The organism is Anaerolinea thermophila UNI-1 (assembly GCF_000199675.1).
Taxonomy (GTDB): domain Bacteria; phylum Chloroflexota; class Anaerolineae; order Anaerolineales; family Anaerolineaceae; genus Anaerolinea; species Anaerolinea thermophila.
Genome location: NC_014960.1, coordinates 2,503,633 through 2,520,264, shown reverse-complemented (window position 1 = coordinate 2,520,264; position 16,632 = coordinate 2,503,633). Strand labels below are relative to the sequence as shown.

The following is a 16,632-nucleotide window of genomic DNA, read 5'->3' as shown; positions in this document are numbered from 1 at the left end:
AAATGGGGCGTTAAACGCCCCATTAGACAATTTGACAGTCAGTTTTATTTCTTCTCGGCTTGCTTGGCAACGGCTTCAGCGGCGGCCTTGGCTTTTTCTGGATCGCCCAGATAGTAGTGGGTGATGGGTTTCAGGTTGTCATCCAGTTCGTACACCAGCGGGATGCCGGTGGGAATGTTCAGTTCCACAATGTCCTCATCGGACATATTATCCAGATGTTTGACCAGAGCGCGCAGGCTGTTGCCATGAGCGGCAATGAGCACTTTTTCTCCGGCTTTAAGGCGCGGGACAATTTCACTTTCCCAGTAGGGCATAACACGCTTCAGGGTTAGTTCCAGCGATTCGCAGGCGGGTAAAAGAGCCGGATCCACTTTGGCGTAGCGTGGGTCAAAGCGTGGGTGGCGAGGATCATCCCAATCCAGGGGCGGTGGGGGTACGTTATAACTGCGGCGCCAGAGGTGCACCTGTTCCTTGCCGTACTTCTCAGCCATTTCGGCTTTGTTCAGCCCTTGCAGAGCGCCATAATGTCGTTCGTTCAATTGCCAGGCATTCTCGATGGGAATGTACATTTGATCCAATTCATCAAGAGCAATCCACAGGGTGCGGATGGCGCGTTTCAGAACCGAGGTGAAGGCAATATCGAAGGTATAACCGGCTTCCCGCAAAAGACGCCCGGCTTCATGGGCTTCCTGGATACCCTGTTCGGACAGGTCCACATCTGTCCATCCGGTAAAGCGGTTTTCAAGGTTCCACGTACTTTGTCCGTGGCGCAGTAAAACGAGTTTAATCATAGTCCCATCTCCTTAGATTAAAAGCACAGGATGTGCAAAACCCCACAAAAAGTTTTGCGTATTATAACCCGGAATTGCAGCGAGGAACACATAAATGGGAGCGGAACGAGAAACTGTTTACCCTCATTCCGCTCCTCTTTTTACCCTCTGGGGTTCAAGCACACGGTTTCTTAATAGTGCAGTTCCTGTTTAGCGGTAATTCGTTTGCGGAACACCCAGTAAGACCAGGCCTGGTATGCCAGCACGATAGGAACAAAGATGAGCGCAATGATGCTCATCACCCGCAGGGTGTAAGGACTGGAAGCAGCGTTATAGATGGTGAGGCTGTAAGCCGGGTCCAGTGAGGAAACCATTACCCGCGGATAAAGGATCATGAAAATGGTGGCGGTCGCGAAAAGGATGGTCAGGGTAGTCATGAAAAATGCCCAGCCACTGCGACGTGTATAGACGAAATACCCCGCCGCCAGCATGGTGAAGAAAGCCCCAATGGGAATAGGACCGGGATTAATCCCCAATTGTTGCAGAACGTCGGTGAAGAAATAGGTAGCGATGATAAATACTACCAGGACAAGCGTAGCAGGCAACCAGACCTTGCGGGCGGCATCTTGAGCGCGCGTCATCATTTCTCCATCCGTCTTCAAACTGAGAAACACCGCCCCGTGAAGGATGAATCCCAGCAACGAGGTGAGACCGCCAATGAGTGCATAGGGGTTGAGTAGATTCCAGAAACCACCTACGTAGGTCATGTTGGCGTCAATGGGCACACCTGCCATGATATTGGTAAAAGCCACCCCAAAAAGCAACGCGGGTACCAGGCTGCCCCCGAAAATTGCCCAATCCCAGAAGGTGCGCCATTTGGGATTCTCGTCTTTACTGCGGAATTCAAATGCTACTCCACGCAGGATGAGCGCCAGCAGGATGAGGAACAGCGGCAGGTAAAACCCGCTGAAAAGAGTGGCGTACCAGTGCGGGAAAGCCGCAAAGGTTGCTCCACCTGCCGTAATGAGCCAGACTTCATTCCCATCCCAGTGCGGACCAATGGTATTGATAATCACCCGGCGTTCTTGATCGGTTTTGCCAAGGAAAGGAAGCAGAATCCCCACGCCAAAGTCAAAGCCTTCCAGCACGAAAAAGCCAAGATAGAGCACTGCAATTAGGATAAACCAAACCGTATTGAGATCCATGTTTCTTCCCTCCTACTCCGCATAGGCTTCCTGCAAAGCCTGTTCTTCGCCTTCAGCAGGCACCTTACGAGCGTATTTTGCCAGCAGGTAAATATCTGCTGCCATCAAAACCCCATACACGATGGTAAAGAGAATCAGGGTGGTCAACACCATCCCGGGTGTCAGGTTAGGGGAGAAGGCTTGCTCGGTCTTCATCACTCCATATACTACCCAGGGCTGACGTCCCATCTCGGTCAAAATCCAGCCGGTGCTGTTGGCAAGATAGGGCAGGGCAATGGCAAAAGGCAGCCATTTTCCAAAGCGGGTACCTGCCAGGGGTTTATTCTTCAGCACGAACCATAATGCCACCGCCATCAGGGCGAACATGAGGAATCCTGAACCTACCATGATGCGGAAAGTCCAGTAGGCGGTGAAGACGGATGGCACATAATACCCAGGACCGTATAACTGTTCATATTCTGCTTGAAGATTACGAATGCCCTTTACCTCGCCTGTCGGCTGGTTGTACGCTAGAATAGAAAGCAAATAAGGGATTCGCAAAGCAAAACGATCTTTGAGGTTCTTTTCATCCCCTATCGTAAACAGGGAAAAAGAAGCCGGGTTTTCAGTTTCCCAGAGGGCTTCGACGGCAGCCATTTTCATGGGTTGAACCTGTACCATGCGTTGTGCCTGGCTATGCCCCACCAGGATGACCAGGAAAATCGAAATCATCCCGAAAACGGCTGCCAGATTGAATGAGCGGCGGAATAAATCTTCCTCATTCTTGCGGAAGAGATGATAAGCACTGATTCCTGCAACGAAAAACGCGGCTGTTGTGAAACCAGACAGAACCGTGTGAGGGAACTGGGTCCAAACATAGGGATTGGTGAGAAGCGCGCCGAAGTTGGTCATGACGGCTCTGCCACCCTCCAGGGTGTATCCCACCGGATGTTGCATGAAGGAATTGGCAATTAAAATCCACAGCGCGGAAATGTTGGAGCCAAGGGCTACCATCCACATGGTGAAGGCGTGTAATCCTTTGGACAGTTTATTCCAGCCAAACAGCCACAGCCCAAGGAAAGTAGACTCAAGGAAGAAAGCCAGCAAGGCTTCAATTGCAAGGGGGGCGCCAAAAATATCTCCGACAAAGCGAGAATACTCCGACCAGTTCATACCAAACTGAAATTCCTGGACGATGCCGGTCACTACTCCCATGGCAAAGTTGATGACAAACAGCGTTCCCCAAAACTTTGCCATGCGTTTGTACACTTCCTGCCCTGAACGCACATAAATGGTTTCCATGATGGCGGTGAGGACGGATAGCCCCAGAGTTAGAGGCACAAAGAAAAAATGGTAGACAGAGGTGATGGCGAACTGCCACTGCGAAAGGGTTAATACACTCATACACCAACCTCCTGGAAATAAAGACAGAACTTGAAGGCTGTTCATATTTATAGCACACAATAATTGACAATAAAGATTATGACATAGCGTCAAAAATCACCAAAAATTATGACAATAATCCTCTTGTTGACCTAATTTATAGAAAGATAAAAACTTTGCGCAAAATTGCAGTTCATTCGGTATTCTTATGATATAATCTCAATTGAAAAGCGCATACGTTTGGGGAAGATCAGGGTCGCTCCTGTTCTGTACCGCGGAGCGACTTAAATTGTTAAGAAAGAAGGTTTCTGTTTCTATGGCAAATACCGAAAAGCCAACTGTTGTTGCAGACGATGTGGTCGTCACCCTGGATTATACGCTCACTGTGAACGGTGAAGTGCTGGATACCACTGAGGGGAGTGAACCCATTCAATTCCTGCAGGGACATCAAAATATCATCCCCGGGCTGGAACGTGAACTGTATGGTATGAAAATTGGCGATACCCGCAATGTGCTGGTTAAAGCTGCCGAAGGGTATGGGGAGTACGACCCCGAAGCCGTGATTGATGTGCCCCGCAGTGAGTTCCCTCCCGATATCCCGTTGCGCGTGGGTGTGGATTTGACTGTTCGCAATGAGTCCGGTGAACTGCTGGATGCCCGCATTGCCAGCGTGGGCAAAGACATGGTACAACTGGACTTCAATCATCCCCTGGCTGGGAAAGACCTCAACTTTGAGGTGACTGTCGTGGATTTGCGCAATGCTGAACCGGAAGAACTGGCTCACGGGCATGTTCACGATGAGTTTGAAGAAGAAGAACTCGAATTCGATTTCGACGAAGATTTCGAAGACGAGGACGAAGAAGAAACGGGTAAAAATAACTAATCCCCGCAATTTTCTGAGTGCAAAACGGGTGGCTTTTTTGAGCCATCCGTTTTTTGATTCGGCTATACTATTATATGAAGAAATGAGGTGTTGCCATGAGTCCTGCCTACCTGAAACGACTGCTGGGAGAAAATGAACAAATTTTGCTTACCACTCATCAGCACTGGATTGTGCTGGTGGAACAAATCCTGGTGGAAATCATTCTTGCTGCAGTGACCATTTTGCTGGTGACCATTTTCCTGATTACCGGAGGGGGCAATCCCGGAATTGCCCTGGGCTATTTGTTGTTGATTATCCCTCTGGTTAGTCTGGTTCGAGATGTACTAAAGTGGTGGAATCACCAGTACATTGTGACCAATCTTCGGGTGATTCAGATTACCGGAATTTTGAATAAAAACGTCACGGACTCGTCCCTGGAGAAAGTGAACGATGTGAAAATGGTACAATCGGTTATCGGGAGGTTCCTGGACTTTGGCGATTTGGAAGTGCTTACTGCCAGCGAAATGGGAATCAACCGCTTTACCCGCATTGCCAACCCCATCCGCTTCAAAACCACAATGTTGAACGCAAAGATTCGTCTGGAAGACCAGACACGTGAAGCCACGGCAGAGGCTTCAATTTATTCCATTCCACAGCTGATTGAACAGTTAGGTGAATTAAGGCAGAAGGGGTTGATCACCGAAGAAGAATTTATAGAGAAGAAAGCTGCACTTCTGGCAAAACTTTCCTGAGCCTTAAAAGGTTTTTCAGAAAAAAAAACAATGCGGAAGATGTTCAGCATCCCCGCATTGTTTTTGTGCAAAATCTCTCTTTTTTAGATATTCTGTGTTTCGCTTGAAGCGGGTTTCCACAGCATCATGAGGATTGCTGCAAGAATGCTCATCAGAGCGCCGAAGAAGAATGGTGCAGAGGCTCCAAACCCTTGCCAGTGACCTACTCCTTGCCAGAGAATGCCGGCGATGAGGGAGGCGGGGAAGTCCAGAATGCCCAGGATGGCATTGTATGTCCCATAGGCTGTGCCGCGCAGGGCTTCTGGCACCAGATCGGCAACCATGGCTTTGGTCGTCCCGAAGGCTAACCCGTAATACACCCCGTACAGGATGTAAAAGACTACCACGTGCCAGGCTTGTTGAGCAAATGCAAAGCCAAAGTAAATCGCGCTATACACCAGCCATCCCCCAATGATGACTTTACGCCGTCCAATCCGGTCAGAGAAAGAGCCCGCTGGAGCCGAAAGCAAGGTATAGACCAGGTTAAACGCCGCGAGCATCAACAAAATTCCCAGTGTGCTCAGCCCGCGTTCCTGAGCGCGCAAAACCAGAAACGCATCCGAGGAATTTCCGATGTCGAAAATCCCCACAATAATCATGAATACCATGAAGGGTTTACCCAGCGAACGGAAAGCCAGACGAGGGGCTTCGCCGCGATTCTTCAAAGGGACATCCTTTGCCCCAATTGCCAGGGAGAGAACTGCCAGTACCCCCGGAATGATGCTGATGAGAACCACAGTGCGGAACGTCTCAGCCCCCAGGGCAACCTGATTGGACTGTGCCCACCAGACCACTCCAGCCGCAATGAGAATACCCAGTAAAGCCCCGGCGGTATCAGCGGCGCGCTGAACACCAAAAGCCAATCCGCGTACTTCTGGCTCAACCGAATCGGCCACCAGGGCATCACGCGGGGCAGTGCGTACCCCTTTCCCTACCCGGTCTGTCCAGCGGATAGCCGCAACGGCTTCCCAGGTGGAGGCAAAATAGAAAAACGGTTTGGAAATCGCCGATAAACCGTATCCCACTACAGCAATCCATTTTCGTCCTTTCAGACGATCCGAGAGCCATCCGGAAAATACCTTTAACAAACTGGATGTGGCTTCGGCAATGCCTTCAATCAGCCCAATCAAACTGGTTCTGATCCCAAGGACATTGGCTAAAAACAGGGGAAGGATATTCAACACCATTTCACTTGAAATATCCATGAAAAAACTGGTCAGACTGACTGCCCAGATGTTTCTGGGAAGACGTCCTATTTTTGTCTTAGGAGCACTGATTTCCTGCGCCATGTGACCTCCATAGATGGGTATTTTTATTCCAAATGGTTTTACACCTTTATGATAGACCCTCCAGTGTAAAACGTAATACAAAAAAGATGAGGAATAGACAAACTTTGCATAAAAGGTTGACAGTCGTTTAAATTAGACTAAAATTGTCCGTAATGATTAGGATTTTGCATGTCGTTTGTTTCTGTATGGGTTGTTGTCTGAGCGGCGTACCGCCTTCAGACGGATAGTGCATTTTCCAGGTATCTGTCCGGGTGGTTCGCTGAGCAAGAAGTTACAGCCTGAGCCACCCGTATTTTTTTAAGCCTCAGGAGTCTTATGATGAATCCTCTGGAACCTGTTGATCACTCGGCTTTGAAAGTCAATCAATTGCTCATAATTTTGCTTTCCCTGCTTGCTTTCATCCTGAATGTGCCGTTGCTGGTGGCGCTGGTTGCGCTGTTGATGTTGAGCGCAAGTCTCTTGTTGAAACGCGCGGCTTTTGGGTGGGTTTATCACCTTTTCCTCAAACCGCTGGGATGGATTAAGCCTGATTTGATTCCCGATCACCGTGAGCCGCACCTTTTTGCGCAGGGGGTAGGCGGTACTTTTCTCGCGATTGCTACGGTATGCCTTTTGAGCGGATGGTTCGTGGCTGGTTGGATTCTGACCTGGATCGTGATTGTCCTGGCGGCGCTCAACCTGTTTGGCGGTTTCTGCCTTGGTTGCGCCATGTATTACTGGTTCCATCGGTTGGGTATCCCTGGATTTACTCAATCACCCCCTGAGGGTACGTTGCCTGGCTTCCGACCGCGTAAAGAGGTAAACCATGGATGATATTCTGACTCGTGCTCTGTTTGCTCTAATTGCTGGGCTTTCAGGTTGGGGAGTGTATAGTTTTTTGAAATCCCGATCTTTGAAGCAAGCCCGTAAGATATCGACTTCTATGTCTTTCCCAACTGGGGAGCCTTTTATCCTTTACTTTACCACCCCGGATTGTGTTCCCTGCCGCACGATTCAGCGGCCGGCGCTGCAGTCCCTCAAAACCACGCTGGGAGAACAGTTTAGAATTGTGGAAATTAACGCTTATGAACATCCTGATCTGGTCAAACAGTACGGCATTCTCTCCATCCCAACCACCTTCATTTTCGATAGTGCCGGTGTGCCACGTTTTGTTAACCACGGGGTTATCCGAAAAGAACGACTGCTTACACAACTACAGCAGGTAATGACCTTTGAATCCTCAACCATGGCTATTCAGAACCGTCAACGCGCGGCTTGATGCAAACGGCTGCCGTGCAATACCATTAAGATACCTGCCATCATGATTCCCGCCGCCAGATAAAACAGTGCCGCGGGCTTCTCTTTAAATACGAGATACCCTAAAAACGTAGCAAAGATGGGCTGGCTCAAATTGGTGACACTGACGACCTGTCCACGGAAAAACTTGAGAGAGTAATTCAAAATCGTGTGTCCGCCTACCGTGGGAATGGCCGCCAGAGCAAGGATGTACAGAATATTGCTCAGGGTATAGGGTTTGATTGGATTGATCCAGAAAGTCGCTGTAATCAGGCTGATCAACCCGGCAAAGAAGTACAGGGGGACCATGTACAGCCACAATCGAATGCGTCCCCCGTTGCGCCTGCCCAGTGCCAGATACATGGCAAATGCCAGCATGGAACCAAAACAAATCAGATTCCCTTTGAAGTGTGCCGGGTTTACCCGAAAGGTGAAACCAGTTAGCAGGATCAGCCCGAGCAGTGTCAGCAGAGTTCCCAGCACCTCAATGCGATTAACCCGCTCCCGAAAGAACAGCCAGACGAAAAACGGCATAGCAACCGGCGTCAGGTTGGCAATAAGACTGGCATTGGCAACCGGGGTCATGCGTGCGCCAACCACCCAGGACATGAAATGAATGGCTAAAGCCAGCGCAGGAAGAAGAGTCCATGAGACCTGACGCCAGCCATAGAAGGGCTCTTCTTTCAAATCCCGCAGGAAAAACGGGAAAAGGATAACAGAAGCCAGCAGTAAACGGTATGAGGCTACCAGAAAAGGATGTTCATTACTGGCTTTGATCAGAATCACGGCGGTCGAGCCGCACATCACCCCAAAAAGCAGAAGGGCGAAACGCAAAGCAGGATGAGGGTTGCGCAGGGACAAGTTTCTCACCTTTCCTGACTGGTTAAAGGTTGTGGTCCAAAAGTCTGTAATATCACCAGTGGTTCCGAGGCACTGCGATTTTCCACTCTGACCCCTAGCCTGGCGGCGGTTTCCGAAACGAAGAATTCATCGTTCGTCAATTGTCCAAATCGAATCAGCGCGGGGGATTCTACTTCCCATACCCCCATGGTGCCGTACCCCTGAATGACAACGGCACTGTAAGCCCCTTCGTCCTTAAGGATGACCGATCGTCCGGGTAAAACCTGCACCTCTTTAGACGAAAAGAGCGGCGAGCCATACACAACCCGGTACTGCAGAGCGCCTTCTGCCTGCATTTCTTCAACCGGTTTGACAGGTTGGGGAAGAAGCAGATGATGGCGGCGGAACTGCGGATCGGTATTGGCATCCCAGTCAATCAACGAGGCGATAAAATCCAAATCCTGCTTGCGTTCTTCCGGAACATAATGGGTGAGCATGTCCCATCCAAAAGGCACATCGTTAACCAGGGATTGAAACATGGCATAGATGTCACTTGCCCACTGGGGTTCATAGGTGCACAGACTTCCTGGCGCATGAAGGATACCGGCGGGGATGTTCCATCCCGTTCCCAGGGTCAACCGGTAGGCTCGAGAGAAATCCAGAATACCGTTATCTCCGCTGTTCCAGCGGCGCAGGCAGGTTTTGATATCTTCCGGGGTTGTACCGGGTTCCAGACCAAAGAATGTATAGGGGAATTCCCCCAAATGATTGTTCATTTGTGGGGGAAAATAGTAGGCTTCTGGCTTGGGCGGCTGTCCGACCAGGTCGGCGTGTTCTTTGCGGTGATGTAAATGAAAAGGCAGGGCTTGGCGGTTATCGAAAAACTTGGCAAATACCGGAAAAGTCCCAAAGCGTTGCCATAAATCTTCACCGAGAAGCAAAGCCCCTAATTCTGCGACTACGTCCTTAAAGAGGATTTTCTCTGCCGTATCCCCTTTTCCACAAACCACATAACTCAAGCCTTCATCCGGCAGAGTCAGCGTCCCATTATCCGCTTTGACCGTTGAGGCAAACCAGCGTTCGTCAATCCCACCGCGATGAGTACCAAAGGCGTACAGATCCGCCGGATGCAGTTTCAACCTGCCTCCGGGGATACAAAACGAACGGGGTACCCAATTAGGTGCCATGCGCAAAATGCCCTCTCCCTGCTGGAAGGCTTTCTCGGCTAAGGTACTCATCAGAATATCCCTCCCTTCAAACAATCTTTGATGATTGTACATTACGTTGCGAAAACCATACCGCCTCTGAGGGTGTTACTGATCAGGGGCAATCTGCGTTGCTATATAATCAAAGTATGATGCAGTTTTACCGCGTAAATCTGAACACCTGCGCTCAAGCCCGGGGAGTTGTAGTGGTTATTGATGTTTTGCGGGCTTTCACCACCGCGGGGTATCTCTTTGAGGCAGGGGTAAAAGAAATTGTTTTGACCTCCACGGTCGAAGAAGCCCTGAAGTTGCGCCAGCAAATGCCGGGGAGCCTGCTGTTGGGCGAAATTGACGGTATTCCCATTCCGGGGTTTGATTTGGGCAATTCTCCCAGCGAACTTTCCCGCTACGATCTGCGTGGCAAGACGGTGATTCAGCGCACCACTGCCGGCACGCAGGGAGTCATCCGCTGTTTGCACGCCGAGAATATCCTCACCGCGGCGTTGACCAATGCACGCGCCACCGCCACCTACCTTGAGCGGCTGGCTCCGCGAGAAATTACCTTTGTCCTGACGGGCTACTTTCCCGATGAGGGGTGGGGGGATGAAGATGTTGCCTGCGCCGATGTTCTGGAAGCCTATTTGCAAAACCGTCCCATTGACTGGCAAGAAATCGACCAGCGGGTGCGCCATTCCCGCTCCGGGAAGCATTATGACGGCACTCGAGAGGCTTTTCCACCCCCCGACCTGGACATGGCGCTGGCGGTCAACCGCTTTCCCTTTGCCATGCGGGTAGAAAAAAAGGACGGCTTGCCCGTTTTGCAAACCGTCCCTGTGGACTAACACTTGCCCTAATCGGCGGGTTGCGCCGCCTGTTGGGTTTCCCCAAATGGGTCGAACACCTCTTCCATTTCCTGACGGAACTGACGGGTGTAAAGATTATAGTACTTGCCTCTCTGGCGAAGCAGTTCAGCGTGCGTGCCCATTTCCACAATTTGCCCGTCTTCAATGACCAGAATGCGGTCGGCGCGTTTGATGGTGGACAGACGATGGGCGATCACAAAACTGGTGCGCCCTTTCATCATCTGCTCCATGCCCTTCTGGATGAGCGACTCGGTGAGCGTGTCCACCGAGGACGTGGCTTCATCCATGACAAAAATTTCCGGGTCTGCCAGAATGGCGCGGGTCAGGCTGATTAACTGCTTTTGTCCAACGGAGAGGTTGTTGCCGCCTTCTCCCACCGGCTCATCGTAGCCCTTGTCCAGACGCATAATAAACTCATGGGCTCCGGCAAGTTTTGCCGCCCGTTCAATTTCTTCATCGGTAGCGTCCAGTTTGCCATAGCGCAAATTTTCGCGGATGGTGCCGGAGAACAGGTGCGGGGTTTGCAAAACCACCCCGATTCTCGAATGGATAGCGTGCAGGGAGAACTTTGTATAATCCACTCCGCCAATGCGAATCGTCCCCTCTTTGGGTTCGTAAAAACGGCACAACAGGTTGACGATGGTGCTTTTGCCGCCGCCGGTAGGACCTACCAGGGCAATTGTCTCACCCTGTTTAACCTTGAGGGTGAAATCTTTCAGCACCGGCACACCATCTTCGTAATAAAAGGTCACGTGGTCAAATTCGATATCTCCACGAATACTCCCCGGATCATATGCTCCCTCGCGGTCTGCGACTTCCGGGACAGAATCCAGCAGGGAGAAGATGCGCTCAGCCGAAGCCGTGGCATGCTGAAGTTCGGCAAAGACGCGCGCCATATCCTGAATGGGCCACATCATGAAAGTGACGTAAGAAATGAACGCCTGAATTCCGCCAATGGTCAGCCCGGCTACCTCGAAACTCCAGCCGGCATACCAGGCGATGAAGCCGACCGCCATGGCAGAAATCAACTGCACCGATGGAAGAAACAGCGCACTGAGCCAGGCGGCTCGATAAGCCGCTTTGTACATGTCGCCGGTCAGGACGGCAAACTCGGCGGCATTGGCTTCCTCGCGCACCAGCGCTTTGACCACCCGCACACCGGTGATGTTCTCGTTGTACTGTCCGGTGATTTTGGAGTTAATCTTGCGCACATTGCGGTACTCTTTAAGGATGCGCTTGCGGAACTCGGTGGCAACGTAAGCCATGACAGGCACCATGAGAATCACAACCAGCGCCAGACGCCAGTTGATGTACAGCATGAAAGCCAGCGAGGTCAGAATGTTTGTCGCCGCCCAGGTGACGTCCAGTAATCCCCAGGTGACCAGATCCGCCACGCGGTCAGAGTCAGAGGTCACCCTCGCCATGATCCAGCCTACCGGAGTGCGGCTGTAATACGAAAGCGAGAGGTTTTGCAGATGGTTGAACATTTTCTGACGCAACTCGTAGCGGATGCGCTCGCCCAGGATGCCTACGGTGTAGATGAAACCAAAGACAAACAGGGCTTGGACGATGGTTAAGCCGCCGTAGAGCGCCAGCATGCGGTAAAGGAACGGCAAATCGCTTTTTAAAATTCCCTGGTCAATTGCCAGTTTGCTGATGTAGGTAAACAGTGCGTCAAATCCGGACACAAAGGCAATCATGACCAGAAATGCCGCTACCGTGCCTTTATGTGCGGCAAGCAATCCCAGTATGCGCCGCAGGGTTTTTCCGGTAAAGCGGGTCTCGAACTCTTCTTCCTCAAAGTAATCAGGCGGCATTGGCAATCTCCTTTTCCAGTTCGGCTTCGATGCGGGTTTGGATGTCGTAAATCTTGCGGTAAAAGCCATCTTCCTGCGCCAGCAAATCTTCGTGCTTGCCACGCTGGACGATTCTGCCCTGATCCATCACCAGGATTTGATCTGCTTCCATGACGCTTTGAATGCGGTGGGCAATAATGAAAGTTGTGCGGTTTTTCATCAATGCCTGCAAGGCAGCGCGAATCTCGGCTTCGGTTTCGGTATCTACCGAAGAGGTGGAGTCGTCAAGAATCAGGATGCGTGGGTTCTTCAACAACGTTCGCGCGATGGCAACCCGTTGCTTTTGACCGCCGGAGAGCGTCACCCCTTTTTCTCCCACCAGCGTGTGATAGCCCTTGGGGAAACTCATGATGACATCATGGATAGCGGCGGCGCGGGCGGCGGCTTCAACCTCTTCCATGGGGACTTCCCGCCCCACGCCGTAAGTGATGTTCTCCAGAATGGAGCGCGAGAACAAGAATGGCTCTTGCTCCACAATACCAATCTGCTGGCGCAGGTAGCGCCGGGGATATCGGGTGATGTCCACCCCATCCAGCAGGATGCGCCCTTCGGTGGGGTCGTAGAAGCGCGGCAAGAGATTCACCAGCGTGGTTTTTCCCGAGCCGGTGGAACCCAGCAGTGCCACAACCTCACCGGGCTGGACGGAAAAAGTGACATCCTTGAGGATATCCACGCGGTCTTCGTAGTGAAAGCCCACATGGTCAAAAACCACTTCCCCGCGTAGATTGCCCTCGGGAAGGTAATCTCCCTCATCCAGCGATTCGCGCTCTTCCTTGATAATCTCCATCACACGGTTGAAAGAGACCAGTCCCGTCGAGGTTTGCACAATCAAGCGCCCCAGGTTGCGCATGGGCCAGATGATGTACACCACCAGCCCCATATAAGCCAGGTAGGTTCCAATGGTGATTTCACCGTTGATTACCATCAGCGCGCCGACCAGATAGCCAATCAGCGTTTGCGCTCCGCAAAGAACATCCGAGGCGGGCCAGAAGAAAGAATGCATGAGGGTTAACTTCTTACCGCGCTGAAACTTTTCCCGGTTTTCCCGCTCGAATTTTTGAATTTCGTACTGTTGACGGGCAAAAGCTTTCACCACCCGAACGCCAGTCAGATTTTCCTGCAGGGCAGTGGTCAGCACGGCATCCTGTTCCTGAAAATCCTCATAGGCTTTGGAAACACGCTTGAAAAAGAACGCTGAAGTCAGCAGGACAAACGGGATGACCACAATGGAAATCAGTCCCAGTTTGACGTTTAACTGCAAAATGGCGACAAAGTTGATGACAAAGAGCAGGACAATCCGTCCAATACCGATAGCCTGATCGGCAAAGAAACGGCGTACTGCGTCCACGTCCGAGGTACAGCGCTGAATCAACTCACCGGTTTGCATCTTGCGGTGATAGGAAAAAGGCAAGCGCTGGATGTGGTCAAACAGGTAGTTGCGCAGGCGGCGGGTTGCGCCCTCTGCGGTTTGAGCAGTCAGTCTGCCGCTGAGGAAACTCAGTAATCCCTCAAAGGCTGCCAGCACAACGAAGCCTGAGGCTACCATGACCAGCGGGTATGGATGCGGTCCAGGCTGAAAGTAATGATCCACAAAGAAGCGCAGTAAAAAGGATGTAGCGGCTTTGGCAAGCGCCGCTAACCCCACTCCTAACGTGGCACCCAGATAATGCCAGTGATAACCGGTCATCAGGCGCCACAGTCCCAGAAGGCGATTGGGAGTCAATGCGTTTTTAAGGTCGTAGGACTGTGATGAAGCAGAGATGGACACGTTAACAACTCCTCCCGGTCTTTCAGACCGTTTGTAAAACACCAAGTATACCTTATACGGCAAAGAGCGCAAACTGAAATTTTATCACGGAAAAGAGAGAATAAAAATTTTGTTAATCTGCGGAGACTGTAACAAAATTGGTGGGCGAATTTTCGAAAAAAGGAAGGAAGAGAGAAGACGGGGGGAGAGGAGGGAATTACGGGAGGGCTCATGCCCAGAACTGACAGGCAACTGTGCTTCCGCGGAGCAACCCGGCGGTGGTTTTATATCGCCTGGCTTGCTGGGCGCGGCTCTTGAGCCTGCCAATCATCTGTTCCGTGCGATTATTGGTCCAGGGAATACCCACATCAGCATAGAAAGCCACATAGCGTTGCCAATCACGCGATAAGCGCAGGATCAGGTCGCGGAGTTTTTCCAGGGGCGTGCGTTTTCCTTCCGGTGGTGTACTCCTGCCCGGCAGGGATTTCCACAGGCGGTGTAAGAGGCGGTCTCCATGCAATGGCAGGTCGCGCAGGATTTCCTCGACCTTTTCAAGCACCCCCTGCCAGGCTGGATCCAACTCAGCCTGTAACCCCTTCAAAGCATGCTTTACCCAGCGCCGCACATGAAACTGACAGACCTGATGCCCTATCTCCAGTTCATCGGTCAGTTGCTTGTAGATCGCCAGATCATCGCTCACGATGGCGCCGATGTCATGCATCTCTTTCAACCGTTTCAGCCAGGTGAACAGAGCCCGGCTGTCTTTCTCGTCTACCTCGGCAACCTCCAGCAGACTACCATCTCCCAGATCCACCGCCACCATCACTCCTTTGCCTCCCACCCAGGCTCCATCTACCCCCACCACCCGCACGCTTTTCCATTTCAATTCCCCCATCAACTTTTCCCCCTCTGCCTGTACATGCCGCCACCCGCTCATATGACTGAGCCTCAGCCCAAAGATCCTCAACACCCCGGCTACCCTGCGATAACTCAATCCCAGTGACCACAGGATCACACTCAATTTCTTCAACCGTTCACTGTGCCGTCCATTGCCTACCCCCTCCGGATAGTCCCGAAAGGTGCGCCTGCACCGTGTGCATCGATACCTCACCACCTCGACATGACGAACTTTGACATCCTCGATGCGCCTTTTCTCCACTCCCCATCGCTGGAATGTCTCCCCCTGACAATATGGACAGCGCTTCGGACGAGCAGGCTTTTTTCGTTTTACCTGTGGCAGTTGGAGTATAATCTTCATGGAAGGGCTCCTGGAGTTGTGATATCAATATCTTACAGGATCCCTTCCTTTTTTTCCCTTTCTCCACCAAGTTTGTTACAGCGTCAATCTGCGAATCCAATATTCGAGCCACAAACCAGGGCGCTTTGCTTTTCCTTCCATATTCCAAAATAGATTAGAATCAAAGAAAGATTTTCTTTCAAGGGAGTATGCTATGTGTTGCAGTGACGAGAAACGCATTTACACTTCAGAAAAAGCCCCCAAAGCCCTGGCTCCGTATTCTCCGGCAGTGAAAGGGGGAGGGTTGATTTTTATTTCCGGTCAGTTAGGACTGGATCCGGCGACCAATCAACTGGTGGAAGGTGGATTTGAAGCCGAATGCCGTCAGGCGTTGAACAATTTGAAGAATCTGGTTGAAGCGGCTGGCTCCACGCTGGACCAGGTGGTGAAAGTGACGGTTTTCCTGAAGGACATCAATGATTTTGCCCGCTTGAATTCGATTTATGCCGAGTATTTCACCGTCAATCCGCCTGCCCGCTCTGCATTTCAGGTGGCGGCACTTCCCAAAAATGCCGCGATAGAGATCGAAGCCATTGCCCTGGCACCCGAGTGCTGTTGTTGTCATCAGGACTGCTGCGACTAACTCATGACGAGCGAGTTAATCCTTCTGGTGGATGATGAGCCCAGCATCGTCTCGCTGTGTCGGATGTACCTGGAGCGCGAAGGATTCCGGGTGCAATCGGCGGGAGATGGCGTGACTGCTCTGGAGATGCTCAAAAAATCCCCTCCCGACCTGATGATTCTGGATGTCATGTTGCCAGAATTGGATGGTTTTGAAGTTTGTAAACAACTCCGCGCCCAGAACGACCCTTTGCCCATTTTGATGCTGACCGCGCGGGACGAAGATTACGATAAAATTTTGGGCTTGGAACTGGGCGCGGATGATTACATGACCAAGCCTTTCAATCCACGGGAACTGGTTGCACGGGTCAAAGCCATTTTGCGGCGTACCCGCCATCAGACTCACGAAGACCAGAATGTTATTCGTATAGGTAATATCGTCGTTGATCCAGCAAGGTATGAAGTCCGCAATGGAGATTACCTCATTCCTTTGAGAGCGCAGGAATTTGAGGTGCTTTGTGTCCTTGCCCGCAATGCAGGCAGAGTTTTAAGCCGCGAACAATTGCTCGAAAAAGCCTGGGGTTTTGATTTTTACGGGCAAACCCGCACCGTGGATGTGCATATTGCCCAGTTGCGTCGCAAATTAGCCGATTCCGGGGTGACGATTGAAACGGTTACCGGTGTTGGCTATAAACTGGTGGGTTGAGGA

16 protein-coding genes are annotated in these 16,632 nt (G+C 51.4%); 7 read left to right on the top strand and 9 right to left on the bottom strand.

Annotation, left to right across the window (positions count from 1 at the left end; all coding sequences use genetic code 11):
- Nucleotides 1-44 precede the first annotated feature (44 nt).
- The 3 genes from gpmA to ANT_RS11380 form a co-directional block, all read right to left on the bottom strand.
- A complete protein-coding gene (gpmA, locus tag ANT_RS11390; protein ID WP_013560674.1) occupies nucleotides 45-791 on the bottom strand; it encodes a 2,3-diphosphoglycerate-dependent phosphoglycerate mutase in 747 nt (248 codons plus the stop codon).
- A 170-nt stretch (nucleotides 792-961) separates the two neighbouring features.
- On the bottom strand, nucleotides 962-1,975 hold the full coding sequence (gene cydB, locus ANT_RS11385; protein ID WP_013560673.1) for a cytochrome d ubiquinol oxidase subunit II: 1,014 nt from the start codon (nucleotides 1,973-1,975) through the stop codon (nucleotides 962-964).
- 12 nt (nucleotides 1,976-1,987) lie between these two features.
- Entirely contained in the window at nucleotides 1,988-3,358 is a 1,371-nt protein-coding gene (locus ANT_RS11380; RefSeq protein ID WP_013560672.1) for a cytochrome ubiquinol oxidase subunit I, read from the bottom strand.
- Nucleotides 3,359-3,653: 295 nt separating this feature from the next.
- On the opposite strand from ANT_RS11380, the gene ANT_RS11375 reads away from it, so the two are divergent.
- Nucleotides 3,654-4,220 (top strand): FKBP-type peptidyl-prolyl cis-trans isomerase, encoded by a 567-nt coding sequence (locus ANT_RS11375; protein WP_013560671.1) that lies wholly within the window; start codon nucleotides 3,654-3,656, stop codon nucleotides 4,218-4,220.
- 95 nt (nucleotides 4,221-4,315) lie between these two features.
- Nucleotides 4,316-4,951: a PH domain-containing protein gene (locus ANT_RS17705; protein WP_013560670.1), complete on the top strand. Its 636-nt coding sequence runs from the start codon at nucleotides 4,316-4,318 to the stop codon at nucleotides 4,949-4,951.
- An 83-nt stretch (nucleotides 4,952-5,034) separates the two neighbouring features.
- Here ANT_RS17705 and ANT_RS11365 read toward each other — a convergent pair whose 3' ends face one another.
- Entirely contained in the window at nucleotides 5,035-6,279 is a 1,245-nt protein-coding gene (locus ANT_RS11365) for an MFS transporter (protein ID WP_013560669.1), read from the bottom strand.
- 315 nt (nucleotides 6,280-6,594) lie between these two features.
- Between ANT_RS11365 and ANT_RS11360 the strand changes: the two genes are divergently transcribed.
- Both ANT_RS11360 and ANT_RS16530 read left to right on the top strand, forming a co-directional pair.
- The gene (locus ANT_RS11360) at nucleotides 6,595-7,092 is read left to right on the top strand and encodes a DUF4395 domain-containing protein (protein ID WP_013560668.1); all 498 of its coding nucleotides are present in this window, start codon (nucleotides 6,595-6,597) and stop codon (nucleotides 7,090-7,092) included.
- Nucleotides 7,085-7,537 carry a thioredoxin family protein gene (locus tag ANT_RS16530; protein WP_013560667.1) on the top strand — a complete coding sequence of 151 codons (453 nt, stop codon included), beginning with the start codon at nucleotides 7,085-7,087 and terminating at the stop codon, nucleotides 7,535-7,537. The genes ANT_RS11360 and ANT_RS16530 overlap by 8 nt, the downstream gene beginning before the upstream one ends.
- Here ANT_RS16530 and ANT_RS11350 read toward each other — a convergent pair.
- Nucleotides 7,522-8,424: a DMT family transporter gene (locus tag ANT_RS11350; protein WP_013560666.1), complete on the bottom strand. Its 903-nt coding sequence runs from the start codon at nucleotides 8,422-8,424 to the stop codon at nucleotides 7,522-7,524. The two genes, ANT_RS16530 and ANT_RS11350, sit on opposite strands and share 16 nt — an antisense overlap.
- Entirely contained in the window at nucleotides 8,421-9,632 is a 1,212-nt protein-coding gene (locus tag ANT_RS11345; RefSeq protein WP_041455004.1) for a cupin domain-containing protein, read from the bottom strand. Before ANT_RS11345 ends, ANT_RS11350 begins: the two co-directional genes overlap by 4 nt.
- A gap of 116 nt (nucleotides 9,633-9,748) precedes the next feature.
- On the opposite strand from ANT_RS11345, the gene ANT_RS11340 reads away from it, so the two are divergent.
- Nucleotides 9,749-10,441, top strand: a complete 693-nt coding sequence (locus ANT_RS11340; protein WP_013560664.1) for a 2-phosphosulfolactate phosphatase — start codon at nucleotides 9,749-9,751, stop codon at nucleotides 10,439-10,441.
- 8 nt (nucleotides 10,442-10,449) lie between these two features.
- On the opposite strand, the gene ANT_RS11335 is transcribed toward ANT_RS11340, so the two are convergent.
- The 3 genes from ANT_RS11335 to ANT_RS11325 form a co-directional block, all read right to left on the bottom strand.
- The gene (locus ANT_RS11335) at nucleotides 10,450-12,279 is read right to left on the bottom strand and encodes an ABC transporter ATP-binding protein (protein ID WP_013560663.1); all 1,830 of its coding nucleotides are present in this window, start codon (nucleotides 12,277-12,279) and stop codon (nucleotides 10,450-10,452) included.
- Nucleotides 12,269-14,086, bottom strand: a complete 1,818-nt coding sequence (locus tag ANT_RS11330; RefSeq protein WP_013560662.1) for an ABC transporter ATP-binding protein — start codon at nucleotides 14,084-14,086, stop codon at nucleotides 12,269-12,271. Before ANT_RS11330 ends, ANT_RS11335 begins: the two co-directional genes overlap by 11 nt.
- A 208-nt stretch (nucleotides 14,087-14,294) precedes the next feature.
- Nucleotides 14,295-15,323 (bottom strand): IS66 family transposase, encoded by a 1,029-nt coding sequence (locus tag ANT_RS11325; RefSeq protein ID WP_013558534.1) that lies wholly within the window; start codon nucleotides 15,321-15,323, stop codon nucleotides 14,295-14,297.
- A 193-nt stretch (nucleotides 15,324-15,516) separates the two neighbouring features.
- On the opposite strand from ANT_RS11325, the gene ANT_RS11320 reads away from it, so the two are divergent.
- Both ANT_RS11320 and ANT_RS11315 read left to right on the top strand, forming a co-directional pair.
- The gene (locus tag ANT_RS11320) at nucleotides 15,517-15,945 is read left to right on the top strand and encodes a RidA family protein (RefSeq protein WP_013560661.1); all 429 of its coding nucleotides are present in this window, start codon (nucleotides 15,517-15,519) and stop codon (nucleotides 15,943-15,945) included.
- A gap of 3 nt (nucleotides 15,946-15,948) precedes the next feature.
- The gene (locus tag ANT_RS11315) at nucleotides 15,949-16,629 is read left to right on the top strand and encodes a response regulator transcription factor (protein WP_013560660.1); all 681 of its coding nucleotides are present in this window, start codon (nucleotides 15,949-15,951) and stop codon (nucleotides 16,627-16,629) included.
- The last annotated feature ends 3 nt before the right edge of the window (nucleotides 16,630-16,632 follow it).

Coding starts and splice junctions, on each gene's coding strand:
- gpmA (WP_013560674.1), bottom strand. CDS start 791: ATGATTAAACTCGTTTTACTGCGCCACGGACAAAGTACGTGGAACCTT.
- cydB (WP_013560673.1), bottom strand. CDS start 1,975: ATGGATCTCAATACGGTTTGGTTTATCCTAATTGCAGTGCTCTATCTT.
- ANT_RS11380 (WP_013560672.1), bottom strand. CDS start 3,358: ATGAGTGTATTAACCCTTTCGCAGTGGCAGTTCGCCATCACCTCTGTC.
- ANT_RS11375 (WP_013560671.1), top strand. CDS start 3,654: ATGGCAAATACCGAAAAGCCAACTGTTGTTGCAGACGATGTGGTCGTC.
- ANT_RS17705 (WP_013560670.1), top strand. CDS start 4,316: ATGAGTCCTGCCTACCTGAAACGACTGCTGGGAGAAAATGAACAAATT.
- ANT_RS11365 (WP_013560669.1), bottom strand. CDS start 6,279: ATGGCGCAGGAAATCAGTGCTCCTAAGACAAAAATAGGACGTCTTCCC.
- ANT_RS11360 (WP_013560668.1), top strand. CDS start 6,595: ATGATGAATCCTCTGGAACCTGTTGATCACTCGGCTTTGAAAGTCAAT.
- ANT_RS16530 (WP_013560667.1), top strand. CDS start 7,085: ATGGATGATATTCTGACTCGTGCTCTGTTTGCTCTAATTGCTGGGCTT.
- ANT_RS11345 (WP_041455004.1), bottom strand. CDS start 9,632: ATGAGTACCTTAGCCGAGAAAGCCTTCCAGCAGGGAGAGGGCATTTTG.
- ANT_RS11340 (WP_013560664.1), top strand. CDS start 9,749: ATGATGCAGTTTTACCGCGTAAATCTGAACACCTGCGCTCAAGCCCGG.
- ANT_RS11335 (WP_013560663.1), bottom strand. CDS start 12,279: ATGCCGCCTGATTACTTTGAGGAAGAAGAGTTCGAGACCCGCTTTACC.
- ANT_RS11325 (WP_013558534.1), bottom strand. CDS start 15,323: ATGAAGATTATACTCCAACTGCCACAGGTAAAACGAAAAAAGCCTGCT.
- ANT_RS11320 (WP_013560661.1), top strand. CDS start 15,517: ATGTGTTGCAGTGACGAGAAACGCATTTACACTTCAGAAAAAGCCCCC.
- ANT_RS11315 (WP_013560660.1), top strand. CDS start 15,949: ATGACGAGCGAGTTAATCCTTCTGGTGGATGATGAGCCCAGCATCGTC.